The sequence below is a fragment of the Enterobacter mori genome (genome assembly GCF_025244905.1).
GTDB classification, from domain to species: Bacteria; Pseudomonadota; Gammaproteobacteria; order Enterobacterales; family Enterobacteriaceae; genus Enterobacter; species Enterobacter mori_A.
Window position 1 is genome coordinate 1,165,430 of record NZ_CP104285.1, and the last position, 23,283, is coordinate 1,188,712.

A 23,283-nucleotide genomic window follows, 5' to 3' on the forward strand; every position below is an offset into this window, starting at 1 on the left:
ATTGGATACGGTCACTCAATATAAGTTCCAATAATGTATGAATAGTCATATTGATTCCGGATATTTGAAACTAATTTAGCAAGCACAAGGCTTAACCGGTGGATAGAGTAGAGTTACAAAATGAGTTGTATAAATTAAACATACCAAGAGATAGCTATTCTATTGATGGTATTGAGGATGAGGCATTATGTCTGATCCTCGATGGAGGGCTATGGCGTGTTTTTTATAGTGAACATGGAAAACGCATAGAGGTTGAATGTTTTGCTACTGAAAGTGATGCTTGTCAATCCTTCCTTACTAGAATCACAAAATGGTTCTAGTTATAAAAAGTATGTAAAATTAGGTCCCAGCCTTTGAACTTTATTGAGTTGGTACTAATATTCATGCTTTGGCCATAATAGCCAAAGAGTGTGGGTGTAATGTTGCCGCTTTAACAAATTTTTTAATCTTGAATGTACTATTCTATAATATTATAGTTGATTATTAGTGGGTTGATAATGTGGAAACTTGGATGAAATTGCAGTTTCTTGGATTGATCCCATCTAGGTAGACGATCCTGCCCTATTTTTCTCGCCACAACTTTTTTACCATTGTTTTGAATGTCCGATCTTCGCTCACAGCAGGCCATCAACTCGGTTAGTTTGCCCGCTTCGTGCCAAAAGCGGAAGTTCCTGATTACTGTAAGTGTTAAATTATGGTGAGCAGCACAATGGTTTAAAAACTAAAGAAATAATAGATTCTAAAATATTGGAAGGAAAACTATGAGTAGTTAATGTGAGGTGCTTCAATTCAATAATTCAGGGTTACATTTTAATGCAACCCTTTTCTTTTCATGAATACTAAACTAATAAGGAAAGAACCTCTTCAAGTGTAGTATCGATATTTTAGTTTTAAGCATCAACACTTTCTTCTTGTAATTCCTTAACTAGGTCCTCTCTAGATTTCTTTTCAATTATATCTCTTTCCATTTGTAATTTCTCAAGCATGAAACTATTCGTCAATTCAAAAGTATCAAATATTGTGTACCAATTCTTAACGTAACGCTTCATATTTGCATCATCAGATACTAAACCAACATCACCACGCCCAGCATAGTTTGACAAGCGAGTAGGAATCTCTATATCTTGACTAGAAATTTTCCTACCTATAAGGATTAATTCAAAATGCAAATTTTGGCTAGAAAACTCAGGATGCCGTTTAATAATCCCAGCATAATCTTCAAGTTGACGTAAATGCTTAACATTGAGGGCTATGCTTGGTCTTTTAATTTCAATAATTATGCATCTAAAAATCTTATTCCCATTAGAGTCAAACGTTGGCATCCTTCTGGCTAAGAATAAATCCGTTTGTCTCTTGGCACCTATAATATCCTCTCCATTTTCCACATCTTGTTCATCTATGTTATTGATGGAGTAAACACTATCCCTCAATGATTTTGCAATCTTAGTAAAAGTATCTTCCTCCGCACCTATAGTTTCGTATCTTTCACCAAATAACCATGTGTTATTTTTTTCAATGATTTTTTGTAAGTCAGGCGTTTCTAGAACTTCTTTATAATGCTCGTTCATTATTAGCTTTAATTTCTCAACCGCAAAACGCCTTCTTTGCAATTCCTCAATTGAACTTATAATATTTTCTAATTTTGTTTTTTTCAATTGTGATGCAAACCTAGAAAGATCACTATCACTTAAATCTAAAACACTTTCAAGGATATCAAATAAATCTTCATTTTGATTTGACACGAGCATCTTATCAAGAAGCCTGATGATTATCTTTTTCTGCTTTATAGTGAGAGATACCAGAAACTGAGGATCGGCAATGTAAATACTTCTTACAACCTGCTTAATATTATTTCTTTTCCAGTTAGCATATGTTATATCATATTCATTGTATGTAGGAAATGCACCATCCTCCTCAAGTTTTTGTATGGCTTTTTCAACCTGCACTCGCAGAAAATCATCATATATAGATCTTGAGAATTTTAAGACGTTTTTAACTAACTGCCGCCATGCTTTAGAATCAGGATTACTTTTAGCTGTTGAAAAAATGTCATCACCATTAGAGCTAAAAGTATCAGCCCAAACAGATGAAACAAATATACTCAAATGAAAATCTCTTTTTTTATTGAATGTTGTGGATTCTTTGTGAACAATTTTTCCGGAACTGTCAGTCAAATAGATAAATGATTTTTCAGTCGCCGGTTTTTTATCCCAGCGAATCCCTTTTACCATGAAGTTATTGTTTTCAATCTCGAAGGAGATCTCTTTTATTTCGTGTTCTGGGATGTCAATTTCAGTACCATTTACAAAAATTCTCCTTTCATCATCCAATGCCAATTTACAACAAAACTCATTGGACAAAATAGAAATCAGTTCACTTCTATCTGGAAGACTTGAGTGTAATAATGTTAATTCAACACACGTCCCTTTATCCATTGCATTCAATAAATTGTTTTGCTCTTCAGCGTCGATATCAATTTGAGCTTCATATGCCTTAATATCCTCATCATTAATCTTGATATAAGCATTTCTACCTAAGTATTTGGTATACCAGATAGCCTGATGGCAAAGTCTATGAAATGATAAACGTCCTCGACCTTTAGAACCGTGTTGATCAATGCTTGTCTTTTTTAATGAATCATTAAATCGATTAAAGTTGCTTCCTAAATCAGTAAAGTTTATCCCGTCACCATCATCAAGAATGGTCAGGTTTTTTACTGTATCAAAATTGTCATAAACAATGTTTATGTTAATATTCTTAGCTCCAGCATCAAATCCATTCCATACGAGTTCCAATATCGCCTGTACAGGTTCAACTGATTCAAAATGATTCTTGATACCCAAACTGTTAATTTCAGTTGTTCCTTGAATAATCTGCTTTGCCATTTGCGTTCACATCCAATGATGAAATTGACTTTTTTACATTTTATAGGGTAATTTAGTAACATCAAGATAGGTTTTTAAAGAACCTTACCAAGATCAAACTAACACTCATAAACACGTTAAGAGTGCCGTAGAAATTTCAGTAAAAAAATCGCGCCTAATGCCCTTAAGCCCGCACTCTACCTATGGCCGGAACTCTCAGCATCAAGATTAACGCGATGCTTAAACACCTCATATGTTGTAGTGAAAAATTTATCGTTCCAGAAACTGCAGACGGGTGGATGTAGCGCGGCAGCGCTGTGATATTCTGGCCCGACAGTCATTGGTAGAAGGACAAAGGGATATGAAAACCATATGGGCCGTAATGAACCGTGCGGCGGGTAACTATCAGCGCTGATCGAGCTGTAACCGAAGGTCTGCTCTTCGCTCCTGGCAGACATTCCACTAACAACATTGAATTTTGCTTAAGGCCGAAATCCTGCTTCTTACCCAGCAGAACCCCGGCCTCCATTCACCCGCCTCAGTGCGCCGTTATATACGGCTCCTTCACAAACTCCGCCAACAGCCAGACCATATCATGCAGCAGTCCGGTGAGTTCTTTCGCCACGCTCGCAGGCAGTGTCCCGTCCATCACCGCCAGCGTTAACGCCACGGCATAGTCCACTTGCAGCGTCGTCTCCTGCCAGCAGTCCGGCACGCAGGAGGTAATCTTTTCCCCTGCGATCAATTGTTCAACCAGATACGAAGGCAGTTCGGCATCGCAGCACTCACGCAGCCGCTTCAGCACAGCCAGCAATCGCTTGCAGAGCGTGGCAAACGTCACCGCGTCGTCAGTTTCCACCAGCACGCTAACATACGCGGTGCAGGCATCGGCCAGCTCGAAGAGATCCGCAGAATCGGAAAGGGGAAGTCTGATGAGATGATGAACAGCGCTTTCTTCAGAAAGCGCATAAGAAAACTCAGGAATAGTAGCCATTTAGCATCCTCTTTTTGCAATTTAACGTCACGTTATGCTAACGGGTTCCTACGCCCGGTTACGGATGTGCCGCAACGCAGGCACTTTACGACCGTGAAGAAAGGATGAAAAGGGATGCTCCTGAATTACATCAGGTTGCTTGCAGGTTTGCGAGGCGGCTTCCAGAAGGGCATTGCCGGGTGGCGGCTACGCCTTACCCGGCCTACAACAACCCCCAACCAAACCGGCCGCTACCCCTCGCTCATCATCGCCAGAAACCGCTTCACCGTCCGCGAACGTTCAAAGCGCCGCCAGCAGAGCGCGATATCGGTATAGAGCGCCGGCGAGCTCAGCGCGTGATAGGTGACATTCGGCGGAGAAATGGCCGCCATGGATTTCGGTACCAGCGCGAACCCGCCGCCTGCGGAAACCATGCTCAGGGAGGATGAAAGCTGCGACGACTGTAGCGCGCGCTGCACGTCAATCCCGGCCCGCTCGCAGCAGCTGTAAACCCGGTCATACAGGCCCGGCGCGACCTCCTGCGGGAACAGCACCACCGGCGTATCCCGCAGTTGTTCTAACGCCAGCGAATCGTACGCCGCCAGCGGATGATCGCGGTGCAGCGCCACCACCATCGGCTCCCGGTCGAGGATTTTTAACTCAAACACCTTGCTGCTTTCGCACGGCAGGCGCACGAAGGCAATATCCAGTTCACCCTCCGCCAGCATCGTCGTCAGCGACGACATATTGGCTTCCACCTGGTGAACCTGTACCGCCATGTTCTGCACCTGAAACTGGCGGATCAGCGCGAAAATTTTGGGATGAAAAGCGTCGGAGCTGGTGATGCCAATCGACAGGCTGCCGTTCAGCCCGCGCGCAATGCCGCGGGCCTTTTCCAGCGCGGCGTCGCTCAGCGCCAGGATCTTGCAGGCATCCTCATAGAAGGCTTCTCCCGCCTCGGTCAGCTCCACGCCCCGCGTCAGGCGCCTGAACAGCGGCGTGCCCACTTCCTCTTCGAGCCGTTTGATCTGCTGACTCAGAGGAGGCTGTGAAATACCCAGCGCTTCGGCCGCCCTGGTGAAGTGTCGCTCGCGTGCAACCGCGACAAAATAGCGCAGATAACGAAGTTCCATATCTAAAACGTCTCAAACCAGCATGGTTTCTATATTGGAACTCTCTGCTGAATCGGGTCAACATTTATTTAACCTTTCTAAATAAAGTTGAAGAGGACGAGCATGATGGAGCATTCATCTGCCTGCGACTGTGAAGCCAGCCTGTGCGAGACCCTGCGCGGGTTCTCTGCTCAGCATCCTGACAGCGTGATCTATCAGACATCGCTAATGAGCGCCCTGCTAAGCGGCGTGTATGAAGGAGAGACCACCATCGCCGATCTGCTGGCACACGGTGATTTTGGTCTGGGCACCTTCAACGAGCTGGACGGCGAAATGATTGCCTTCAGCAGCCAGGTGTACCAGCTGCGCGCCGACGGCAGCGCCCGCGCCGCGAAGCCGGAGCAGAAAACGCCGTTCGCGGTGATGACCTGGTTCCAGCCGCAGTACCGCAAAACCTTCGACGGGCCGGTCAGCCGTCAGCAGATCCACGACGTCATCGACCAGCAGATCCCCTCCGATAACCTGTTCTGCGCGCTGCGCATCGACGGTAACTTCCGCCACGCCCACACCCGCACCGTACCGCGCCAGACGCCGCCGTACCGCGCGATGACCGACGTGCTGGACGACCAGCCGGTGTTCCGCTTTAACCAGCGCGAGGGCGTACTGGTCGGGTTCCGCACGCCGCAGCACATGCAGGGCATCAACGTGGCGGGCTATCACGAGCATTTCATCACCGACGACCGTCAGGGCGGGGGCCATCTGCTCGACTACCAGCTGGAGAGCGGCGTGCTCACCTTCGGTGAAATTCACAAGCTGATGATTGATCTTCCCGCCGACAGCGCCTTTTTACAGGCCAACCTGCACCCCAGCAACCTTGATGCGGCTATCCGCGCCGTCGAAAACTAACAGGAGAACTACCGTGAACAGTGAGAAACAGTCACGTCAGTGGGCGCACGGCGCCGATTTGGTTGTCGGCCAGCTGGAAGCGCAGGGCGTGAAGCAGGTCTTCGGCATCCCCGGCGCGAAAATCGACAAGGTCTTTGACTCCCTGCTGGACTCCTCCATCGAGATTATCCCGGTGCGTCACGAGGCCAACGCGGCGTTTATGGCGGCAGCGGTAGGGCGGTTGACCGGCAAGGCCGGGGTGGCGATGGTCACCTCCGGGCCGGGCTGTTCAAACCTGATCACCGGCATCGCCACCGCCAACAGCGAAGGCGATCCGGTGGTGGCGCTGGGCGGGGCGGTGAAGCGGGCGGATAAAGCCAAGCTGGTGCACCAGAGCATGGACACCGTCGCCATGTTCAGCCCGGTCACCAAATACGCCGTGGAGGTGAGTGCGCCGGACGCGATTGCCGAGGTGGTGTCGAACGCGTTTCGCGCCGCCGAGCACGGCAGGCCGGGGGGCGCCTTCGTCAGCCTGCCGCAGGATATTGTCGACCAGCCCGCGACGGGCGCGATTTTACCCGCCAGCGGTCCCGCGCTGATGGGCCCGGCACCGGAGTCAGCCATCAACGACGTGGCGAAGCTGATCGAAAACGCCAAAAACCCGGTCATCCTGCTGGGGCTGATGGCGAGCCAGCCGGCCAACAGCGACGCGCTGCGCAAGCTGTTGGAGAAAAGCCGCATCCCGGTTACCAGCACCTATCAGGCCGCCGGGGCGGTGAACCAGGAGCACTTCACTCGCTTCGCCGGACGCGTCGGTCTGTTCAATAACCAGGCGGGCGACCGGCTGCTCCATCTGGCAGATCTGATTATCTGCATCGGCTACAGCCCGGTGGAGTACGAGCCGTCCATGTGGAACAGCGGTGACGCGACGCTGGTGCACATCGACGTGCTGCCCGCCTATGAAGAACGTAACTACGTCCCGGATCTGGAGCTGGTGGGGGACATCGCTGAAACCCTGAACCTGCTGGCGAATCGCATCGATCACAAGCTTGAGCTGAGCCAGCGGGCCTCCGAAATTCTGGTCGATCGCCAGCATCAGCGGGATCTGCTCGATCGCCGCGGCGCCTCGCTCAACCAGTTTGCCCTGCATCCGCTGCGCATCGTGCGCGCCATGCAGGACATCGTGAATAACGACGTAACGCTCACCGTCGACATGGGCAGCTTCCACATCTGGATCGCCCGCTACCTCTACAGCTTCCGGGCGCGCCAGGTGATGATCTCCAACGGTCAGCAGACCATGGGCGTTGCCCTGCCGTGGGCGATTGGCGCGTGGCTGGTGAACCCGGGTCGCAAGGTGGTGTCGGTCTCCGGTGACGGCGGCTTCCTGCAATCCAGCATGGAGCTGGAAACCGCGGTACGCCTCAACGCCAACGTGCTGCACATCATCTGGGTGGATAACGCCTACAACATGGTGGCCATCCAGGAAGAGAAAAAATACCAGCGTCTTTCCGGCGTCGAGTTCGGCCCGGTCGATTTCAAAGTCTATGCCGACGCCTTCGGCGCGAAGGGCTTTGCCGTCGAAAGTGCGGATGCGCTGGAGCCGACGCTGCGTGCGGCAATGGATGTCGACGGCCCGGCCGTGGTGGCCATTCCCGTCGACTACAGCGATAACCCGCTGCTGATGGGTCAGCTCCATCTCAGCCAGATTTTGTGAATCAACATAAGGACAGAGAAATGCAAAAAGTGGCTCTCGTAACAGGCTCAGGCCAGGGGATTGGTAAAGCGATTGCGCTTCGCCTGGTGAAAGATGGCTTTGCCGTCGCCATCGCGGATTACAACGAGGAGACGGCGAAAGCGGTAGCCGATGAAATCACCCGCAACGGCGGTAAAGCCGTCGCCGTGAAGGTGGACGTATCTAGCCGTGACCAGGTGTTCGCGGCGGTGGAGAAAGCCCGCACCGCGCTGGGCGGCTTCGACGTGATCGTTAACAACGCCGGGGTTGCGCCGTCTACCCCTATCGAATCCATCACGCCGGAGATTGTCGACAAGGTCTACAACATTAACGTGAAAGGGGTGATCTGGGGGATCCAGGCCGCGATTGACGCCTTCCGCAAAGAGGGACACGGCGGCAAGATCATCAACGCCTGCTCTCAGGCGGGCCACACCGGTAACCCGGAGCTGGCCGTCTACAGTTCCAGCAAGTTCGCGGTTCGCGGCTTAACCCAGACCGCCGCGCGGGATCTCGCGCCGCTGGGGATCACCGTTAACGCCTACTGCCCGGGCATCGTCAAAACGCCGATGTGGGCGGAGATCGACCGTCAGGTCTCCGAGGCGGCGGGTAAACCGCTCGGCTACGGAACTGAAACCTTTGCCAAACGCATCACGCTTGGCCGTTTGTCTGAACCGGAAGATGTGGCAGCCTGCGTCTCATACCTGGCAGGACCGGATTCCGACTACATGACCGGCCAGTCTCTGCTCATCGATGGTGGGATGGTATTCAACTAAATTCTAATAAGCTCTGACATGAACTTTCCCCTGCCCCCGTGCAGGGGCTTTTTTTTGTCTCCTTAGCCATTGTGCATTACACTGCGCGCTGCAAAACTTTAGTCTCAGAGATCTGACAGGCGGTAACAGCGATGAACGGTACAATCACAACGTGGTTTAAAGATAAAGGCTTTGGATTTATCAAAGATGAAAACGGCGACAACCGCTATTTTCATGTGATTAAGGTCGCCAACCCTGATCTGATTAAGAAAGATGCGGCGGTGACCTTCGAGCCAACCACCAACAACAAAGGCCTTTCCGCCTATGCGGTGAAGGTGATCCCGGAAAGCAAGCATCTCTTTATTGCGGGCGAGCGCGTGAAGCTCACCTCGATCAAATCCTTCGTGGTGTTTAACGAAGAAGAACCGGTTGATACCAAAATCGACAAAGAGAATGCGGTGCTGTCGGTGGGGCTGCTGATGAACAGCATCAAGCCGAAATCCGAGAAAAAGCCGGGCGAAATGCGCACGGTGAAGAAGCTGGCGATCACCACCTTCCAGAACACGACGATGATCTTTACCGAAGACGAGATCGACATCGATGCCACGGTGAAGCTGCTGAAGTAATTGTTTGCCGGGTGGCGGCGATGCCTTACCCGGCCTACGAAAAACACTCAACGCGATACGAAACGTAGGCCCGGTAAGCGCAGCGCCACCGGGCACCGCCGCGCGCACTTAACCCATCCTGTGCTCGCCCCGTAACATCGCCTCCCGGTCAAATACCTGCTGGATCTCCCCGTGCGCCATAAACGCCGCCCGGTCGGACATATGGGCAATCACGTCCGCATCATGGCTCACCAGCAGATAGGTCATGCCGTGCTCGGCTTTCAGGCGGTTCAAAAGATTGAGTATTTCCGCCTGCACGGACATATCCAGCGCCGAAGTCGGCTCGTCCAGCAGCAGAAGCTGAGGGCGCAGCAGCAGCGCGCGGGCAATGGCCACGCGCTGGCGCTGCCCGCCGGAAAGCTGGTGCGGATAACGTTTACCCGCGTCGGCTGAAAGCCCTACCTGCTGTAGCGCATCCGCCACCTTTTCGGCAACCTGGGTTTCGCCGCGAATGTTTAACGGCTCCGACAGGGTGCGCGCAATGGTGTGGTTTGGGTGCAGCGACGCCCACGGATCCTGAAATACCATCTGCACGTTGCGGCGAAGCTCGCCTTCAAAACGTCGTCCTGGCCGTAAATTTTCCCCGAGGACTGAAATGTGGCCGTTCCACTCGCGCTGCAGCCCCGCCAGCACGCGCAGAAGAGTCGATTTCCCGCAGCCTGATTCGCCGATCAGGCTGAAGGTTTCACCTTTCTCGATGGCAAAGCTGGCGGCGGACACCGCCATTTTATCCCCGAAGCTCACCTGGAGATCCTTAACTTCAACGAGCGTCATTATCGGTCTCCTTCCACGGCTGCGAGCGGTCCAGCGTCGGCAGCATCTGTCCATAGGTACTGGCGTTCGGACGGCAGGTCCATAGGGTGCGCGTATACGGGTGCATCGCCTGCGGGAGACGGCTCGCCGCCATCTCATCGACCTTTTCGCCCTGATACATCACCAGCACGCGGTCGCAGTGTTCCGCGACGAGCGGCAAATCGTGGCTGATTAACAGCATCGCCATCTGGCGTTCTTCGCTCTGCTGCACCAGCAGTTCGAGGATCTGGTTGCGCAGGCGGGCGTCCAGCGCGGAGGTCGGTTCGTCGGCAATCAGCACCTGCGGGTTGTTGATCAGCGCAATGGCGATCATTACCCGCTGGCCCATGCCCCCGGAGAGTTCGCCGGGATAGCGTGACAGCACGTTCTCGCTCAGCCCGACGGCGCGGATGATGTCGTGAATGCGCGCCAGGCGTTCAGCGCGGGGCAGGCGCTGATGCAGGGTCAGCGCCTCATCAAGCTGAGCGGCGACGTTCTTCGCCGGATTCAGCGCGTAGCGCGGGTCCTGCAGGACCATCGCAATTCCGTTGCCGCGCAGCGCCTGCCAGCGTCGGCTGTTCAGGGTCAGCAGGTCGTTGCCGAGCACGTTAAGCCGGTTCGCGCTTACGATGCCGGGCTTGCGCACCAGCCCCATAAGCGCGCGGGCGGACATCGACTTGCCCGAGCCGGATTCCCCCACCAGCGCCAGCCGCTCGTTGCCAAGCGTGAAGCTCAGGTTGTTGACCACGCGTGCGGCGGGGTAGTCGATATTCAGCGCATCGACGATAACGCGTTGTTCAGTCATGCTGTGGCTCCAGTACGTCGCGCAGGCCGTCGCCCAGCAGGTTAAAGGCCAGGCTGGCAAACAGAATCGCTCCGCCCGGAATGGCGGCAATCCACCACTGGTCGAAAATGACCTGCATGCCGTCGGCGATCATTGCGCCCCATTCGGCCATCGGCGGACGCGCGCCAAGACCGAGGAAGCCCAGCCCGGCGGCCGCCAGAATAATCCCCGCCAGATCCAGCGCCAGCCGCACAATCGCGGACGGCAGGCACAGGGGCAGAATATGGCCGATCAGCAGGCGCGGGCCGCGAATGCCCATCATCTCGGCGGCGGCGAGATAGTCGCTGTGGCGCAGACGCTGAATTTCACTCCGCGCCTGACGCGCGTAGGCAGGCCAGGTGGTTAAGGCCAGCGCCAGCGCGCCGTTGACCAGCCCGGGGCCGAGCATCGCCACAAACGCGAAGGCGAGGATCAGGCGCGGCATCGACATCACCACGTCGGTAAAACGCATCAGGATGCGCTCCATCCAGCCGCCGTAGTAGCCGGACAAAATCCCCACCAGCAGCCCGGCGGGCAGGGTGATAACGGTGACTAACGCCACCAGCCCGAGCGCCGGACGCGTGCCGTAAATCAGGCGCGAAAGCAGGTCGCGCCCGTAGCTGTCGGTACCCAGCCAGTGCTGGATATTGGGTGCCTGTAAGCGCGCGGCGGCGTCCTGCCAGTTCGGGTCAAGCGGCGCAAGCCATGGCGCGAACAGGGCGATAACGACCAGCAGCGCGATGGCAACCAGCCCGCAAAATGCGGCAGGAGAGCGGCGCAGTCGGCGTAAGAAAAGATAAAACGGCATCAGCGCACCCTGGGATCGGTCGCCCGCACAAGCAGGTCGGTAAGGTTATTGATCAGTACAAAGCTCACGCCAATCAGCAGCGTGCCGCCCATGATGGCGGTAGTGTCTCCGGCGAACAGGGCGGTGGTGAGGTAGCGCCCGATCCCCGGCCAGGAGAAGACGGTTTCGGTCAGTACCGCGCCTTCCAGCATGCTGGTGTAGGCGAGGGCAATCACCGTCAGCAGGGTGCCGCGAATGTTTGGCAGCACGTGGCGCAGCAGAATAGTCATCTCCCCGGCACCCTTGGCGCGGGCAAGCAGGATGTACTCTTTGTTCATCTCGCTCAGGCAGGCGGAGCGCGTCAGGCGGGTAATGCTTGCCAGCGAATAATAGGCCAGCAGCAGCACCGGCAGCACCAGGTGGCTGATGGCGTTGCGGAACGCCTCGCGGTCGCCGGAAAGCCAGGTATCAATCAGCGCAAAGCCGGTGCGCGTCTCCACGGTGAACTGCCAGATGTCGTCCAGCCTGCCGGGGCCAGCGCTCCACTGCAGCTTCGCATAGAACAGGGCCAGCATCAGCAGGCCGAGCCAGAAAATCGGCACCGAATTGCCGAGCAGGGTGAGGGTTCTGATGGCGAGATCGAGCGGCGAACCGGCGTAGCGGGCGCACAGTACCCCGGCAATCACGCCGAGCACGGACCCGATGATTAACGCCAACGTCGCCAGCTCCAGCGTGGCGGGGAACGCGTGCAGCAGGTCCTGCAACACCGGCTGCCCGGTGGCGCTGGCGGTGCCTAAATCCCCGTGGGCAAGGTTTTGCAGGTAGTGCCAGAACTGCACGGGCAGGGGCCGATCCAGCCCAAGCTGGTGGCGAACCTGATCGTAGGTTGACTGGCTGGCGTGATCGCCGACGATCTGCAGCACGCGATCGACCGGTGAAAACGCCGAGAGCGCAAACGTGACGAGCAGCAGCCCGAAGAGCGTGAGCAGCAGGGTCAGCAGACCCTGAAGCACGCGGGTGGAAAGATGTGGCATGGGAAATCTCTTCACGCCGGGTGGCGGCTTCGCCTTACCCGGCCTACAAAAACCGAGAACGTAGGCCGGGTAAGCGCAGCGCCACCCGGCAACAAGGGCTACTTCGTGACGCGATCGTACCAGACCATATCCGCGTTCAGCCCCTGCTGATACCCCTTCACGTTATCACGCACCACGATCTGGGTTTTGCCCTGGTCAACGAACACGTACGGCGAGTTATGCTGTAACTGTTCCTGCATCTTCTTATACAGATCCAGTCGCTTCGCCGGATCCGGCTCGGCAACCGCCGCCAGCGTGGCCTTGTTCAGCTCCGGGATTTTCCAGCCGTTAAGCCCGGCCACGGTGCTGGATTTGCCGTCGTTCCACGCGAAGGCGCTGGCGTTAGAGTGGGCGTCGAAGTAGTCCGGGATCCACAGACGAATCGCCGCCTGATGCTGCTTCGCGCGCACGCGGGCATACACCTGGCTCCCGGCGGCAGGCAGCAAATCGACCTTCACGCCGCCCTGGGCAAAGCTCGCCTGCATGGATTGCGCGATAGTGATAAACGGCGGCTTGTTCTCCACGTCCAGCGTGAAGTGCGCGTCTTTAATGCCCGCTTTGGCGAGGATCGCTTTCGCTTTTGCCGGGTCAAACTTAAACGGATTATCTTCCAGCGCGCCCGGCAGCCCGACCGGCAGGAAGCTCTGGTGGACAAAGTACTGGCCTTTCAGCAGGTCTTTGGTGATGCCGTCATAATCGACCAGCCAGCGGGAGGCTTCCCAGAACGCCGGGTTGTTCAGCAGCGGGTTAGTGCTGTTGCCGGTGTTAAACACCAGGTAATTCTGCTCGGCGGAAGGAATGCTCAGCACCTTCACGCCCGGCTTGCCGTCCAGGGCGCTAATCTGGTCTGCACCCAGGTCGCGCGCCACGTCCGCGTCACCCTGCTGGATAAGCAGGCGGCGGGAGGCCGGGTCGGGAACGTTTTTAATGATGATGCTCTTCAGCTTCGGCGCGCCGCCGGGGGCGGAGTCGTTGGCTTCCAGCACGATGGCCTGATGCGGCTGGTAGACGCGCATTTTGAACGCGCCGCTGCCCGCCGAGTGCATTTTCAGCCACGCGTTGCCGAAGTCGTTATCCTTCACGTTCGCAGCAACCTGCTTTTCATCGACGATGGAGGCTATCGGCGTGGAGAGGATATTCAGCGCCACAGACGGGCTGACGTCCGCCGTCCAGTGAAGCGTAAGGGTGTGATCGTCCACCTTTTTCAGCTGGCTGGCGATGTTGCTGGAATCCCAGCCCAGCACGTTGAGGATAAAGGCCGGGGATTTGTTCAGCGTCACGGCGCGGGTATAAGAGAAGATCACGTCTTCCGGGCGCAGCGGGTTGCCGGAGGCGAATTTCGCATCGGGCTTAAGTTTAATCGTCAGGGTTTTTGCTGCCGCGTCGGCCTCCCAGCTTTCCGCCAGAATCGGGGTGATTTTTTCCGGGTTATCGCGGTCCGGCTGTACCAGACGCTGATACAGGCTCGGCACGGTCTGGATGCTGGAAAGCTCGTTGGCCTCGGCCGGGTCAAGGCTCACGATATCATCAAGACCCTGGGCGACAACCAGCGTGTTGGGCGGAGTAGCAGCGTGGGCAACGCCTGAGAGCGCAGCCAGCACCAGTAACGGCAGCAGTTTTTTAGTCATAGCGATCCCTGAAAAAATATATTGTGATTGTTATATGCTTCGTTACGTTAGGCTGACTGAGGATTTCCTCAAAGTCGAAATTCTGCTTTGCTTATACCATCCGGGTATAACGCATACAGGCTGGTTATTAGGCGCTTATCTTCCTGGGAGTCACCGTCGTGCCCGAAATCAATCAACATGGTCAAACCGTTAACGATATCGTCCCGGACTGGAAATGCGCCCGGGTCTTAACCCGCACGCCGCTGTTCGGCCAGTACTGCCGTCTGGAGCCGCTGGATGCTGACCGCCATTCGGCTGATTTGTTTGAAGCCTATGCGCTGGGTGACGACAGCGACTGGACGTGGCTTGCCAGTACTCAGCCCATGAGCGTTGAGGCCACGGCGCACTGGGTGCTCGGAAAGGTGCTGGATGACGACCTGGTGCCCTTTGCCGTCATCGATCTGCGTACCGAAAAGGCGGTCGGGCTGGTGAGTTATATGGCGATTGAACGTTTTCAGGGCTCGGTGGAAATTGGTCACGTCACCTGGTCGCGTAAAATGAAAGGCACTCGTTTGGGTACCGAAGCGGTGTGGCTGCTGCTGAAAAATGCCTTTGAGCATAAGTACCGTCGACTGGAATGGAAATGCGATTCGATGAACACCGCCTCACGAAATGCGGCGGAGCGGCTGGGGTTTATCTGGGAAGGTCGCCTGCGCCAGAAGCTGGTGCGCAAAGGGCGTAACCGCGACAGCGATATGCTTTCTATTATTGACGGCGAGTGGCCGCAAAGAGACGCCGAACTGCGCGCCTGGCTGGTGGGGGAGAATTTTGACGGGGAAGGGCGGCAGGTTAAGCGGCTTGAGGAGTTCCGGAAGTAAAAGGCTTACCCCTCACCCCAAAGGGTAGAGGGTGTAATCGTCCCCTCTCCCCTTTGGGGAGAGGGTTAGGGTGAGGGGAGCAGTTCGCACTCAGCGGCGAACAGGCGCCCCGTTCGCCACATAATACGCCGCCGTGCTCTTCGCCAGCGGCTCGCGTCCGCGAATGGCGTCGGCAATCTTCTCGCCAATCATGATGGTGGTGGCGTTCAGGTTGCCGGTGATGATCTGCGGCATAATCGACGCATCCACCACTCGCAGTCCTTCCAGCCCGTGAACGCGGCCTTCTCCGTCGACCACCGCCATTTCGTCATAGCCCATCCTGCAGGTGCCGCACGGGTGGAAGGCGGTTTCCGCGTGGTTACGCACGAACTCGTCCAGCTGCTCGTCGGTCTGGCATTCGACGCCCGGGCTGATTTCACGACCGCGATACTTGTCCAGCGCGGGCTGGTGCATGATCTCGCGGGTGATGCGGATCGCGTCGCGGAACTCCTGCCAGTCCTGCTCGTGGGACATATAGTTGAACAGGATCGCCGGGTGCTGGTGCGGATCGCGGGACTTGATGCGCACGTGCCCGCGGCTCGGGGAGCGCATGGAGCCGACGTGGCACTGGAAGCCGTGCTCTTTTACCGCGTTCGAGCCGTTGTAGTTAATCGCCACCGGCAGGAAGTGGTACTGGATGTTCGGCCACTCGAACTCTTCGCGGCTGCGGATAAACCCGCCCGCTTCGAAGTGGTTGCTCGCACCCACGCCGGTGCCGCCAAACAGCCACTCGGCGCCAATTTTCGGCTGGTTCCACCACTGCAGGGCAGGGTAGAGGGAGACCGGCTCTTTGCACTCGTACTGGAGGTACATCTCCAGGTGATCCTGCAGGTTTTCGCCTACGCCGGGCAGGTCGTGCACTAGCGGAATATCAAACTGCTTCAGCAGCTCTGCGCTGCCTACGCCGGAGCGCTGGAGGATCTGCGGGGAGGCAATAGCCCCTGCGCACAGTAGCACCTCTTTGTTCGCCGTCGCTTTGGATGGAATGGTGCTTTCACCCTCCAGCCACTCGACGCCCACCGCGCGCTTGCCGTCAAAAATAATGTGATCGGTCATGGCGTGGGTGCGGATGGTCAGGTTAGGACGCGGTTTCGCCTGGTCCAGATAGCCGCGCGCGGTGCTGGCGCGTCGGCCCTGCGGCGTGACGGTGCGGTCCATCGGGCCGAAGCCCTCCTGCTGATAGCCGTTGAGATCCTCGGTGCGCGGGTAGCCCGCCTGCACGCCCGCTTCCACCATCGCTTCAAACAGCGGGTTCACGCCCGGTTTCGAGGTAGTGACGCTCACCGGACCGTCGCCGCCGTGGTAGTCGTTCGGCCCTACGTCGCGCGTTTCTGCCTTGCGGTAGTAGGGCAGGCAGTTGAGATAGCTCCAGTGCTCAAGGCCAGATTCTTTCGCCCAGTTGTCGAGATCCATCGCGTTACCGCGGATGTAGCACATGCCGTTGATCAGCGACGAGCCGCCCAGCCCTTTACCGCGCCCGCACTCCATGCGGCGGTTGTTCATATATGGCTCTGGCTCGGTTTCATACGCCCAGTTGTAGCGCTTGCCCTGCAGCGGAAACGCCAGCGCGGCGGGCATCTGGGTGCGGAAGTCAAAGCGATAATCCGGGCCGCCCGCCTCAAGCAGCAGGACGGTGGTGTTCGGATCTTCAGTCAGTCGCGTTGCCAGCACGTTGCCGGCAGAGCCGGCCCCGATAATGATGTAGTCAAATTGCAAATAAACCTCCCGGTTAAAATATGGACTGGAATTTACCCATCTCAACCTGGATGGACTTCACCTGGGTGTAGCTCTGCAGCGTCATCACGCCGTTCTCGCGGCCAATGCCGGAGTGCTTGTAGCCGCCCACCGGCATCTCCGCGGCGGATTCACCCCAGGTGTTGATCCAGCAGATGCCCGCTTCGAGCTGATGAATAGCGCCGTGGGCGCGGTTCAGATCGGCGGTGACGATGCCCGCCGCCAGGCCGTAGTCGGTGTCGTTGGCGCGGCGAATGGCTTCCTCGTCGGTGTTATAGGTGAGAATGGACATCACCGGCCCGAAGATCTCCTCGCGCACGATGGTCATTTCGTCGGTGCAGTCGGTGAACACGGTCGGGGCCACCCACGCGCCGTTGTCAAAGCCTTCGCCCTTCAGCGCGTCGCCGCCGCACAGGACGCGCGCGCCTTCCTCTTTGCCTTTGGCGATGTAGCGCAGCACGCTGTCGCGGTGCGGGAAGCTGACCATCGGGCCAAAGTTGGTGCGTTCATCGAACAGATCGCCCGCGCGGATGCGGCCCACGCGCTCAACGATTTTCTGCTCAAACGCGGCCTTAAACTTCGCGGGTACGAACACGCGGGTGCCGTTGGTGCACACCTGGCCGGAGCTGAAGAAGTTCGCCATCATCGCGATGTCAGCCGCGAGATCGAGATCCGCATCGTCGAAAATAATTAGCGGAGATTTGCCGCCCAGCTCCATCGTCACCTCTTTCAGGGACGAGGCCGCCGAGTTGGCCATCACCTTCTTGCCGCTGGCGACGCCGCCGGTGAAGGAGACTTTGGCGATGCCCGGATGCTCGGTCAGGTACTGGCCGGTCTCCGCGCCCACGCCCGGCAGGACGTTAAACACGCCGTCCGGCACGCCCGCTTCGGTGTAGATCTCCGCAAGCTTCAGGGCGGTGAGCGGCGTCACTTCGCTCGGCTTGAAGATCATCGCGTTGCCCGCCGCCAGCGCCGGGGCCGATTTCCACAGGGCGATCTGGATCGGGTAGTTCCACGCGCCGATGCCCGCTACCACGCCCAGCGGCTCGCGGCGGGTGTAGACGAATGAGGTGTCGCGCAGCGGGATCTGGCTGCCTTCCAGCGCCGGGATCAGCCCCGCGTAGTACTCCAGCACGTCCGCGCCGGTGACGATGTCGACGGTTGAGGTTTCGGAATACGCTTTACCGGTGTCGAGGGTTTCCAGCTTTGCGAGCTCGTCGTTGCGCTCGCGCAGGATATCGACGGCGCGACGCAGGATGCGCGAGCGCTCCATGGCGGTCATCGCCGCCCAGATTTTTTGCCCGCGCGTTGCGCTTTCTACGGCGCGGTCGACGTCTTCGCGCCCGGCGGCCTGCACGCTCGCCAGGACTTCACCGTTGGCCGGGTTGATGGTCTCGAAGGTGCGACCGCTGGTGGCGGATGTATAACCACCATTGATATAAAGCTGCTGTTCTGCCATTCGGGACATAAATTCTCCTCGGTTAGTCGGTCGGTAAATGCTGGCTGATAAAGTGGCTGGTGAGCGACTGCGCCAGGGTTTTATCCAGCGGCTTGCCGCTCAGCGCGGCGCGCAGCCACAGCCCGTCAATCAGCGCGGCGAGCCCGTAGCCCGCCTCTTCGGCCTGTTTGCGGGGCAGCTCGCGGCGGAACTCGTACACCAGGTTCGACAGCAGGCGGCGGCTGCTCACCTGCTGTAAACGGTAGAGCATCGGCTGGTGCATGCTGCTCGCCCAGAAGGCCAGCCAGGCCTTCATCGCCGCGCTGCTGATTTGCGTTTCATCAAAGTTGCCGCCGACAATCGCCTGCAAACGCTGCTCTGCGCTGCCGTCCGGCAGGGCGTGCAGGCGGCTTAATACCGCATCGCGCAGCTGGCCGGTGATGTCGCGCATGGTCGCTTCCAGCAGACCGTTTTTGTCTTTGAAATAGTGGCTGATGATACCCGTGGACACGCCCGCCCGACGGGCGATCTGCGCGATGGTCGCGTCATGCATTCCCACTTCATTTATTGCTTCCAGCGTGGCGTCGATTAGCTGCCTGCGCCGGATCGGCTGCATCCCCACTTTGGGCATTGTTGCCACTCCATTCATCAGCGTTGGTTATACATTAAAGCGGTTTTTGATTGGACGTTCAATATAAAATGTGTCTTAATTGTTGCGGATTTGGATTTTAATAGTTACAAAAACAGTGGGGATACTGGATGACAGACCTTTCACAGGACAGAGAAAAAGACAAAATCAACCCGGTCGTTTTTTATACGTCCGCCGGGCTGATTTTGTTGTTTTCCCTGACAACCATCTTCTTTCGTGATTTTTCTGCCGAGTGGATTGGCCGCACCCTGAACTGGGTGTCGAAGACCTTCGGCTGGTACTACCTGCTGGCGGCGACGCTCTATATCGTCTTCGTCGTCTGCATTGCCTGCTCGCGCTTCGGCTCCGTGAAGCTCGGGCCCGAGCAGTCCAAGCCCGAGTTCAGCCTGCTGAGCTGGGCCGCGATGCTGTTTGCCGCGGGCATCGGCATCGACCTAATGTTCTTCTCCGTGGCGGAACCGGTCACGCAATATATGCAGCCGCCGGAAGGGGCAGGGCAGACGATGGAGGCCGCGCGCCAGGCGATGGTCTGGACGCTGTTCCACTACGGTCTGACCGGCTGGTCGATGTATGCCCTGATGGGCATGGCGCTCGGATACTTTAGCTATCGTTATAATTTGCCCCTCACCATTCGCTCGGCGCTGTATCCGATTTTCGGTAAAAAAATTAACGGCCCGATTGGCCACAGCGTAGACATTGCAGCGGTAATCGGCACCATCTTCGGTATCGCGACGACGCTCGGGATTGGCGTGGTGCAGCTCAATTACGGGCTGAGTGTGCTGTTTGATATCCCGGATTCCATGGCGGCGAAAGCGGCGCTGATTGCGCTCTCCGTCATTATCGCCACCATCTCGGTGACCTCCGGCGTGGATAAAGGCATCCGCGTGCTGTCTGAGCTGAACGTGGCGCTGGCGCTGGGGCTGATCCTGTTCGTACTGTTTATGGGCGATACCTCGTTCCTGCTCAATGCCTTAGTGCTGAACGTAGGCGACTACGTAAACCGCTTTATGGGCATGACGCTGAACAGCTTCGCTTTTGACCGCCCGGTAGAGTGGATGAACAACTGGACGCTGTTCTTCTGGGCGTGGTGGGTGGCGTGGTCGCCGTTTGTCGGCCTGTTCCTGGCGCGTATTTCGCGCGGGCGCACCATCCGCCAGTTCGTGATGGGCACGCTGATCATCCCGTTCACCTTTACCCTGCTGTGGCTGTCGATTTTCGGCAACAGCGCGCTGCACGAGATCATCCACGGCAATGCGACCTTCGCGCAGGAAGCGATGGCGCACCCGGAGCGCGGCTTCTACAGCCTGCTGGCGCAGTATCCGGCGTTCACCTTCAGCGCCTCGGTGGCGACCATCACCGGCCTGCTGTTTTACGTCACCTCGGCGGATTCCGGCGCGCTGGTGCTGGGGAACTTCACCTCGAAGCTCAAAGACATCAACAGCGACGCGCCGAACTGGCTGCGCATCTTCTGGTCCGTCGCCATTGGCCTGCTGACGCTCGGCATGCTGATGACCAACGGCATCTCGGCGTTGCAGAACACCACGGTGATCATGGGTCTGCCGTTCAGCTTCGTGATCTTCTTCGTGATGGCCGGGCTGTATAAATCGCTTAAGGTGGAAGACTACCGCCGCGTCAGCGCCAGCCGCGACACCGCCCCGCGTCCGCTGGGCGCGCAGGACAGGCTGAGCTGGAAGAAACGCCTCTCGCGCCTGATGAACTACCCGGGCACGCGCTACACCAAACAGATGATGGAGACGGTCTGCTTCCCGGCGATGGAAGAGGTGGCGCAGGAGCTGAAGCTCCGCGGCGCCTACGTGGAGCTGAAAAAACTGCCGCCAGAGGAGGGCGAAACCCTGGGACACCTGGATCTGCTGGTGCACATGGGCGACGAGCAGAACTTTATCTATCAGATCTGGCCGCAGCAGTATTCGGTGCCCGGGTTTACCTACCGGGCGCGCAGCGGGAAGTCGACCTACTACCGGCTTGAGACCTTCCTGCTGGAAGGGAGCCAGGGGAATGATTTGATGGATTACAGCAAGGAGCAGGTGATCACGGACATTCTGGACCAGTATGAACGGCACCTGAACTTTATCCATCTGCACAGGGAAGCGCCGGGGAATAGCGTGATGTTCCCGGATGTCTAATTGATGGCAAACCCCTGTCGTTAACAATCCAGCCATCTTTCTTGCCGGGTGGCGCTGCGCTTACCCGGCCTTGTATTATCCTCCCGTACAGAAAGAACCGGCCAGTTCTTTCTGTCAGGCAGTCCACATGCCGTACCCGGCCTTAGGCCTCGAGCCTGTGTTGTAGATCCCTGCAGTGGACTGCCCCTTCTCCACAAGTGACAAACCGGACAGTATCATGGACCGGTTTTCCCGGTAATCCGCATTCACAAGGTTGGTTTCACTATGGAACAGGAACTTCACTTTATTGGTATCGATGTCTCCAAAGCTAAGCTGGATGTCGATGTGTTGCGACCTGATGGCCGTCACCGCAGCAAAAAGTTTACTAACACCCCTAAAGGTCACGAGGAGCTGCTCAGGTGGCTCCGCAGCCATAATGTGGCTCCGGCCCACATCTGCATGGAGGCGACCAGCACCTATATGGAAGACGTCGCGGCTTCCCTCAGCGATGCCGGTTTCACCGTATCCATCATCAACCCGGCTCTGGGTAAAGCCTTTGCGCAGAGCGAAGGCCTGCGCAGTAAAACCGATGCCGTGGATGCCCGTATGCTGGCAGAGTTCTGCCGGCAGAAGCGTCCGGCAGCCTGGGAGGCACCGCATCCGGTGGAGCGCGCGTTGCGGGCGCTGGTACTGCGGCATCAGTCCCTGACGGACATGCACACGCAGGAGCTGAACCGCCGTGAGACGGCGCGGGAGGTGCAGATGCCGAGCATTGATGCGCACCTTCTGTGGCTGGAAGCGGAGCTGAAGCGGCTGGAGAAACAGATAAAGGACCTGACGGATGACGACCCGGACCTGAAGCACCGGCGAAAACTGCTGGACAGCATACCGGGTATCGGTGAAAAGACGTCCGCCGTGCTGCTGGCGTATGTGGGACTGAAGGACAGGTTCGGGCAGGCGCGGCAGTTCGCGGCGTTCGCAGGGCTGACACCGCGGCAACATGAATCCGGAAGCAGCGTAAACAGGGCAAGCAGGATGAGTAAGGCTGGCCATGTCTCGCTTCGCCGGGCGCTGTATATGCCCGCGATGGTGGCGCTGTACAAAACGGAGTGGGGAAAAGGATTCAGGGCGCGTCTGGAAAAGAACGGTAAGGGAGCGAAGCTGATAATCGGAGCGATGATGCGTAAGCTGGCGCAGGTGGCGTATGGCGTCCTGAAGTCAGGACGCCCGTTCGATGTCACGTTGCATCAGGAAAATGCTTGCGTGGCATAACAGTATCTACAAAACTGCCTTACCGTAGGCCTGATAAGCGAAGCGCCATCAGGCACGCCCTTCATTGACATAACTTTAATGATAACCATTTTCATTTAAATATAGCCTGTGCTATACCTTATAGCACAGGCTAATTTTGCTTTGAATTTAATCACCTCGGGAGACTTCTGCGATGCACCCACTGCAAGGATTGAAGCGTCTGTTGCTCGGCGCGCTGCTCATGACTGCGACCACGACCGGCGCGCTGGCAGTTGAAAAGTTTCAGGTTATCACTACCTTTACCGTTATCGCTGATATGGCGAAAAACGTGGCGGGGGATGCCGCAGAGGTCACCTCCATCACTAAACCGGGCGCGGAAATCCACGAGTACCAGCCCACCCCGGGCGATATCAAACGCGCGCAGAAGGCGCAGCTAATTCTGGCGAACGGCATGAATCTGGAACTCTGGTTCCAGCGCTTTTATCAGCACCTGAACGGCGTGCCGGAGGTCATTGTCACCAAAGGCATCACCCCGATGGGTATCAGCGAAGGACCGTATAACGGCAAGCCCAACCCGCACGCGTGGATGTCGCCGGACAACGCCCTGATTTACGTCGATAACATCCGCGACGCGCTGGTGAAATACGATCCGGCCAACGCGCAGACGTACCAACGCAATGCGGAAGCCTACAAGCAGAAGATCACCGCCACCCTCGAACCGCTGCGTAAGCAGGTTGCGGAGATCCCGGAAGACAAACGCTGGATGGTGACCAGCGAAGGTGCCTTCTCCTATCTGGCGCGGGATCTGGGAATGAAAGAGCTTTACCTGTGGCCGATCAACGCCGATCAGCAGGGCACGCCCCAGCAGGTGCGCAAGGTGATCGACCTGGTGAAAAAACATCACATCCCGGCGGTGTTCAGCGAAAGTACGGTCTCCGATAAGCCCGCGCGTCAGGTAGCGCGGGAAACCGACACCCACTATGGCGGCGTGCTGTACGTCGACTCCCTGAGCGCGGAAAACGGCCCGGTGCCGACCTATATCGATCTGCTGAACGTCACCACCCGCACGCTGGTGCAGGGCATCCGCGACGGGATGAAGGAGTAAG

19 protein-coding genes are annotated in these 23,283 nt (G+C 56.7%); 8 read left to right on the forward strand and 11 right to left on the reverse strand.

Translation table 11 applies throughout. The features are described 5' to 3' along the window. Window positions 1-890 precede the first annotated feature (890 nt). The 3 genes from N2K86_RS05470 to N2K86_RS05480 all read right to left on the reverse strand — a co-directional run bounded on the left by N2K86_RS05470 (window position 891) and on the right by N2K86_RS05480 (window position 4,970). Entirely contained in the window at window positions 891-2,885 is a 1,995-nt protein-coding gene (locus N2K86_RS05470; protein ID WP_260660747.1) for an ATP-binding protein, read from the reverse strand. A gap of 517 nt (window positions 2,886-3,402) precedes the next feature. Further along, complete coding sequence (locus tag N2K86_RS05475) at window positions 3,403-3,858, reverse strand: hypothetical protein (protein WP_260660748.1); 456 nt, start codon at window positions 3,856-3,858, stop codon at window positions 3,403-3,405. Window positions 3,859-4,088: 230 nt separating this feature from the next. Next, window positions 4,089-4,970 (reverse strand): LysR family transcriptional regulator, encoded by an 882-nt coding sequence (locus tag N2K86_RS05480; protein WP_260660749.1) that lies wholly within the window; start codon window positions 4,968-4,970, stop codon window positions 4,089-4,091. Between the two features lie 105 nt (window positions 4,971-5,075). Between N2K86_RS05480 and budA the strand changes: the two genes are divergently transcribed. The 4 genes from budA to N2K86_RS05500 all read left to right on the forward strand — a co-directional run bounded on the left by budA (window position 5,076) and on the right by N2K86_RS05500 (window position 8,944). Then, window positions 5,076-5,855: an acetolactate decarboxylase gene (gene budA, locus N2K86_RS05485; RefSeq protein ID WP_120279388.1), complete on the forward strand. Its 780-nt coding sequence runs from the start codon at window positions 5,076-5,078 to the stop codon at window positions 5,853-5,855. After that, window positions 5,827-7,548: an acetolactate synthase AlsS gene (gene alsS, locus N2K86_RS05490; protein ID WP_407065270.1), complete on the forward strand. Its 1,722-nt coding sequence runs from the start codon at window positions 5,827-5,829 to the stop codon at window positions 7,546-7,548. The genes budA and alsS overlap by 29 nt, the downstream gene beginning before the upstream one ends. A gap of 20 nt (window positions 7,549-7,568) precedes the next feature. Next, entirely contained in the window at window positions 7,569-8,339 is a 771-nt protein-coding gene (locus tag N2K86_RS05495; protein WP_260660750.1) for a (S)-acetoin forming diacetyl reductase, read from the forward strand. 131 nt (window positions 8,340-8,470) lie between these two features. Then, window positions 8,471-8,944, forward strand: coding sequence for a cold-shock protein (locus tag N2K86_RS05500; protein WP_193357202.1), 474 nt, complete (start codon window positions 8,471-8,473; stop codon window positions 8,942-8,944). Window positions 8,945-9,052: 108 nt separating this feature from the next. On the opposite strand, the gene N2K86_RS05505 is transcribed toward N2K86_RS05500, so the two are convergent. The 5 genes from N2K86_RS05505 to N2K86_RS05525 form a co-directional block, all read right to left on the reverse strand. Beyond that, window positions 9,053-9,757, reverse strand: a complete 705-nt coding sequence (locus tag N2K86_RS05505) for an ABC transporter ATP-binding protein (protein ID WP_260660751.1) — start codon at window positions 9,755-9,757, stop codon at window positions 9,053-9,055. Continuing rightward, window positions 9,744-10,580, reverse strand: coding sequence for an ABC transporter ATP-binding protein (locus N2K86_RS05510; protein ID WP_260660752.1), 837 nt, complete (start codon window positions 10,578-10,580; stop codon window positions 9,744-9,746). Before N2K86_RS05510 ends, N2K86_RS05505 begins: the two co-directional genes overlap by 14 nt. After that, on the reverse strand, window positions 10,573-11,406 hold the full coding sequence (locus tag N2K86_RS05515; RefSeq protein ID WP_260660753.1) for an ABC transporter permease: 834 nt from the start codon (window positions 11,404-11,406) through the stop codon (window positions 10,573-10,575). The genes N2K86_RS05510 and N2K86_RS05515 overlap by 8 nt, the downstream gene beginning before the upstream one ends. Beyond that, window positions 11,406-12,419 carry an ABC transporter permease gene (locus N2K86_RS05520; protein ID WP_260660754.1) on the reverse strand — a complete coding sequence of 338 codons (1,014 nt, stop codon included), beginning with the start codon at window positions 12,417-12,419 and terminating at the stop codon, window positions 11,406-11,408. Before N2K86_RS05520 ends, N2K86_RS05515 begins: the two co-directional genes overlap by 1 nt. 98 nt (window positions 12,420-12,517) lie before the next feature. Continuing rightward, complete coding sequence (locus N2K86_RS05525) at window positions 12,518-14,086, reverse strand: ABC transporter substrate-binding protein (protein WP_260660755.1); 1,569 nt, start codon at window positions 14,084-14,086, stop codon at window positions 12,518-12,520. Between the two features lie 158 nt (window positions 14,087-14,244). On the opposite strand from N2K86_RS05525, the gene N2K86_RS05530 reads away from it, so the two are divergent. Continuing rightward, window positions 14,245-14,943 (forward strand): GNAT family N-acetyltransferase, encoded by a 699-nt coding sequence (locus tag N2K86_RS05530; protein WP_260660756.1) that lies wholly within the window; start codon window positions 14,245-14,247, stop codon window positions 14,941-14,943. A gap of 90 nt (window positions 14,944-15,033) precedes the next feature. Here the strand turns inward: N2K86_RS05530 and betA are convergent, their stop codons facing one another. The 3 genes from betA to betI are packed head-to-tail and all read right to left on the reverse strand — an operon-like array spanning window position 15,034 to window position 18,785. Continuing rightward, window positions 15,034-16,698: a choline dehydrogenase gene (gene betA, locus N2K86_RS05535; protein ID WP_260660757.1), complete on the reverse strand. Its 1,665-nt coding sequence runs from the start codon at window positions 16,696-16,698 to the stop codon at window positions 15,034-15,036. Between the two features lie 13 nt (window positions 16,699-16,711). Next, the gene (betB, locus tag N2K86_RS05540) at window positions 16,712-18,184 is read right to left on the reverse strand and encodes a betaine-aldehyde dehydrogenase (RefSeq protein WP_260660758.1); all 1,473 of its coding nucleotides are present in this window, start codon (window positions 18,182-18,184) and stop codon (window positions 16,712-16,714) included. 13 nt (window positions 18,185-18,197) lie between these two features. Next, window positions 18,198-18,785 (reverse strand): transcriptional regulator BetI, encoded by a 588-nt coding sequence (betI, locus tag N2K86_RS05545; protein ID WP_260661633.1) that lies wholly within the window; start codon window positions 18,783-18,785, stop codon window positions 18,198-18,200. A 128-nt stretch (window positions 18,786-18,913) separates the two neighbouring features. Between betI and betT the strand changes: the two genes are divergently transcribed. The 3 genes from betT to N2K86_RS05560 all read left to right on the forward strand — a co-directional run bounded on the left by betT (window position 18,914) and on the right by N2K86_RS05560 (window position 23,282). Continuing rightward, window positions 18,914-20,947 carry a choline BCCT transporter BetT gene (gene betT / locus N2K86_RS05550; protein WP_260660759.1) on the forward strand — a complete coding sequence of 678 codons (2,034 nt, stop codon included), beginning with the start codon at window positions 18,914-18,916 and terminating at the stop codon, window positions 20,945-20,947. A 264-nt stretch (window positions 20,948-21,211) separates the two neighbouring features. Next, window positions 21,212-22,198, forward strand: a complete 987-nt coding sequence (locus N2K86_RS05555; RefSeq protein ID WP_260658920.1) for an IS110 family transposase — start codon at window positions 21,212-21,214, stop codon at window positions 22,196-22,198. A 172-nt stretch (window positions 22,199-22,370) separates the two neighbouring features. Further along, a complete protein-coding gene (locus N2K86_RS05560; RefSeq protein ID WP_313771638.1) occupies window positions 22,371-23,282 on the forward strand; it encodes a metal ABC transporter substrate-binding protein in 912 nt (303 codons plus the stop codon). Window position 23,283 lies beyond the last annotated feature (1 nt).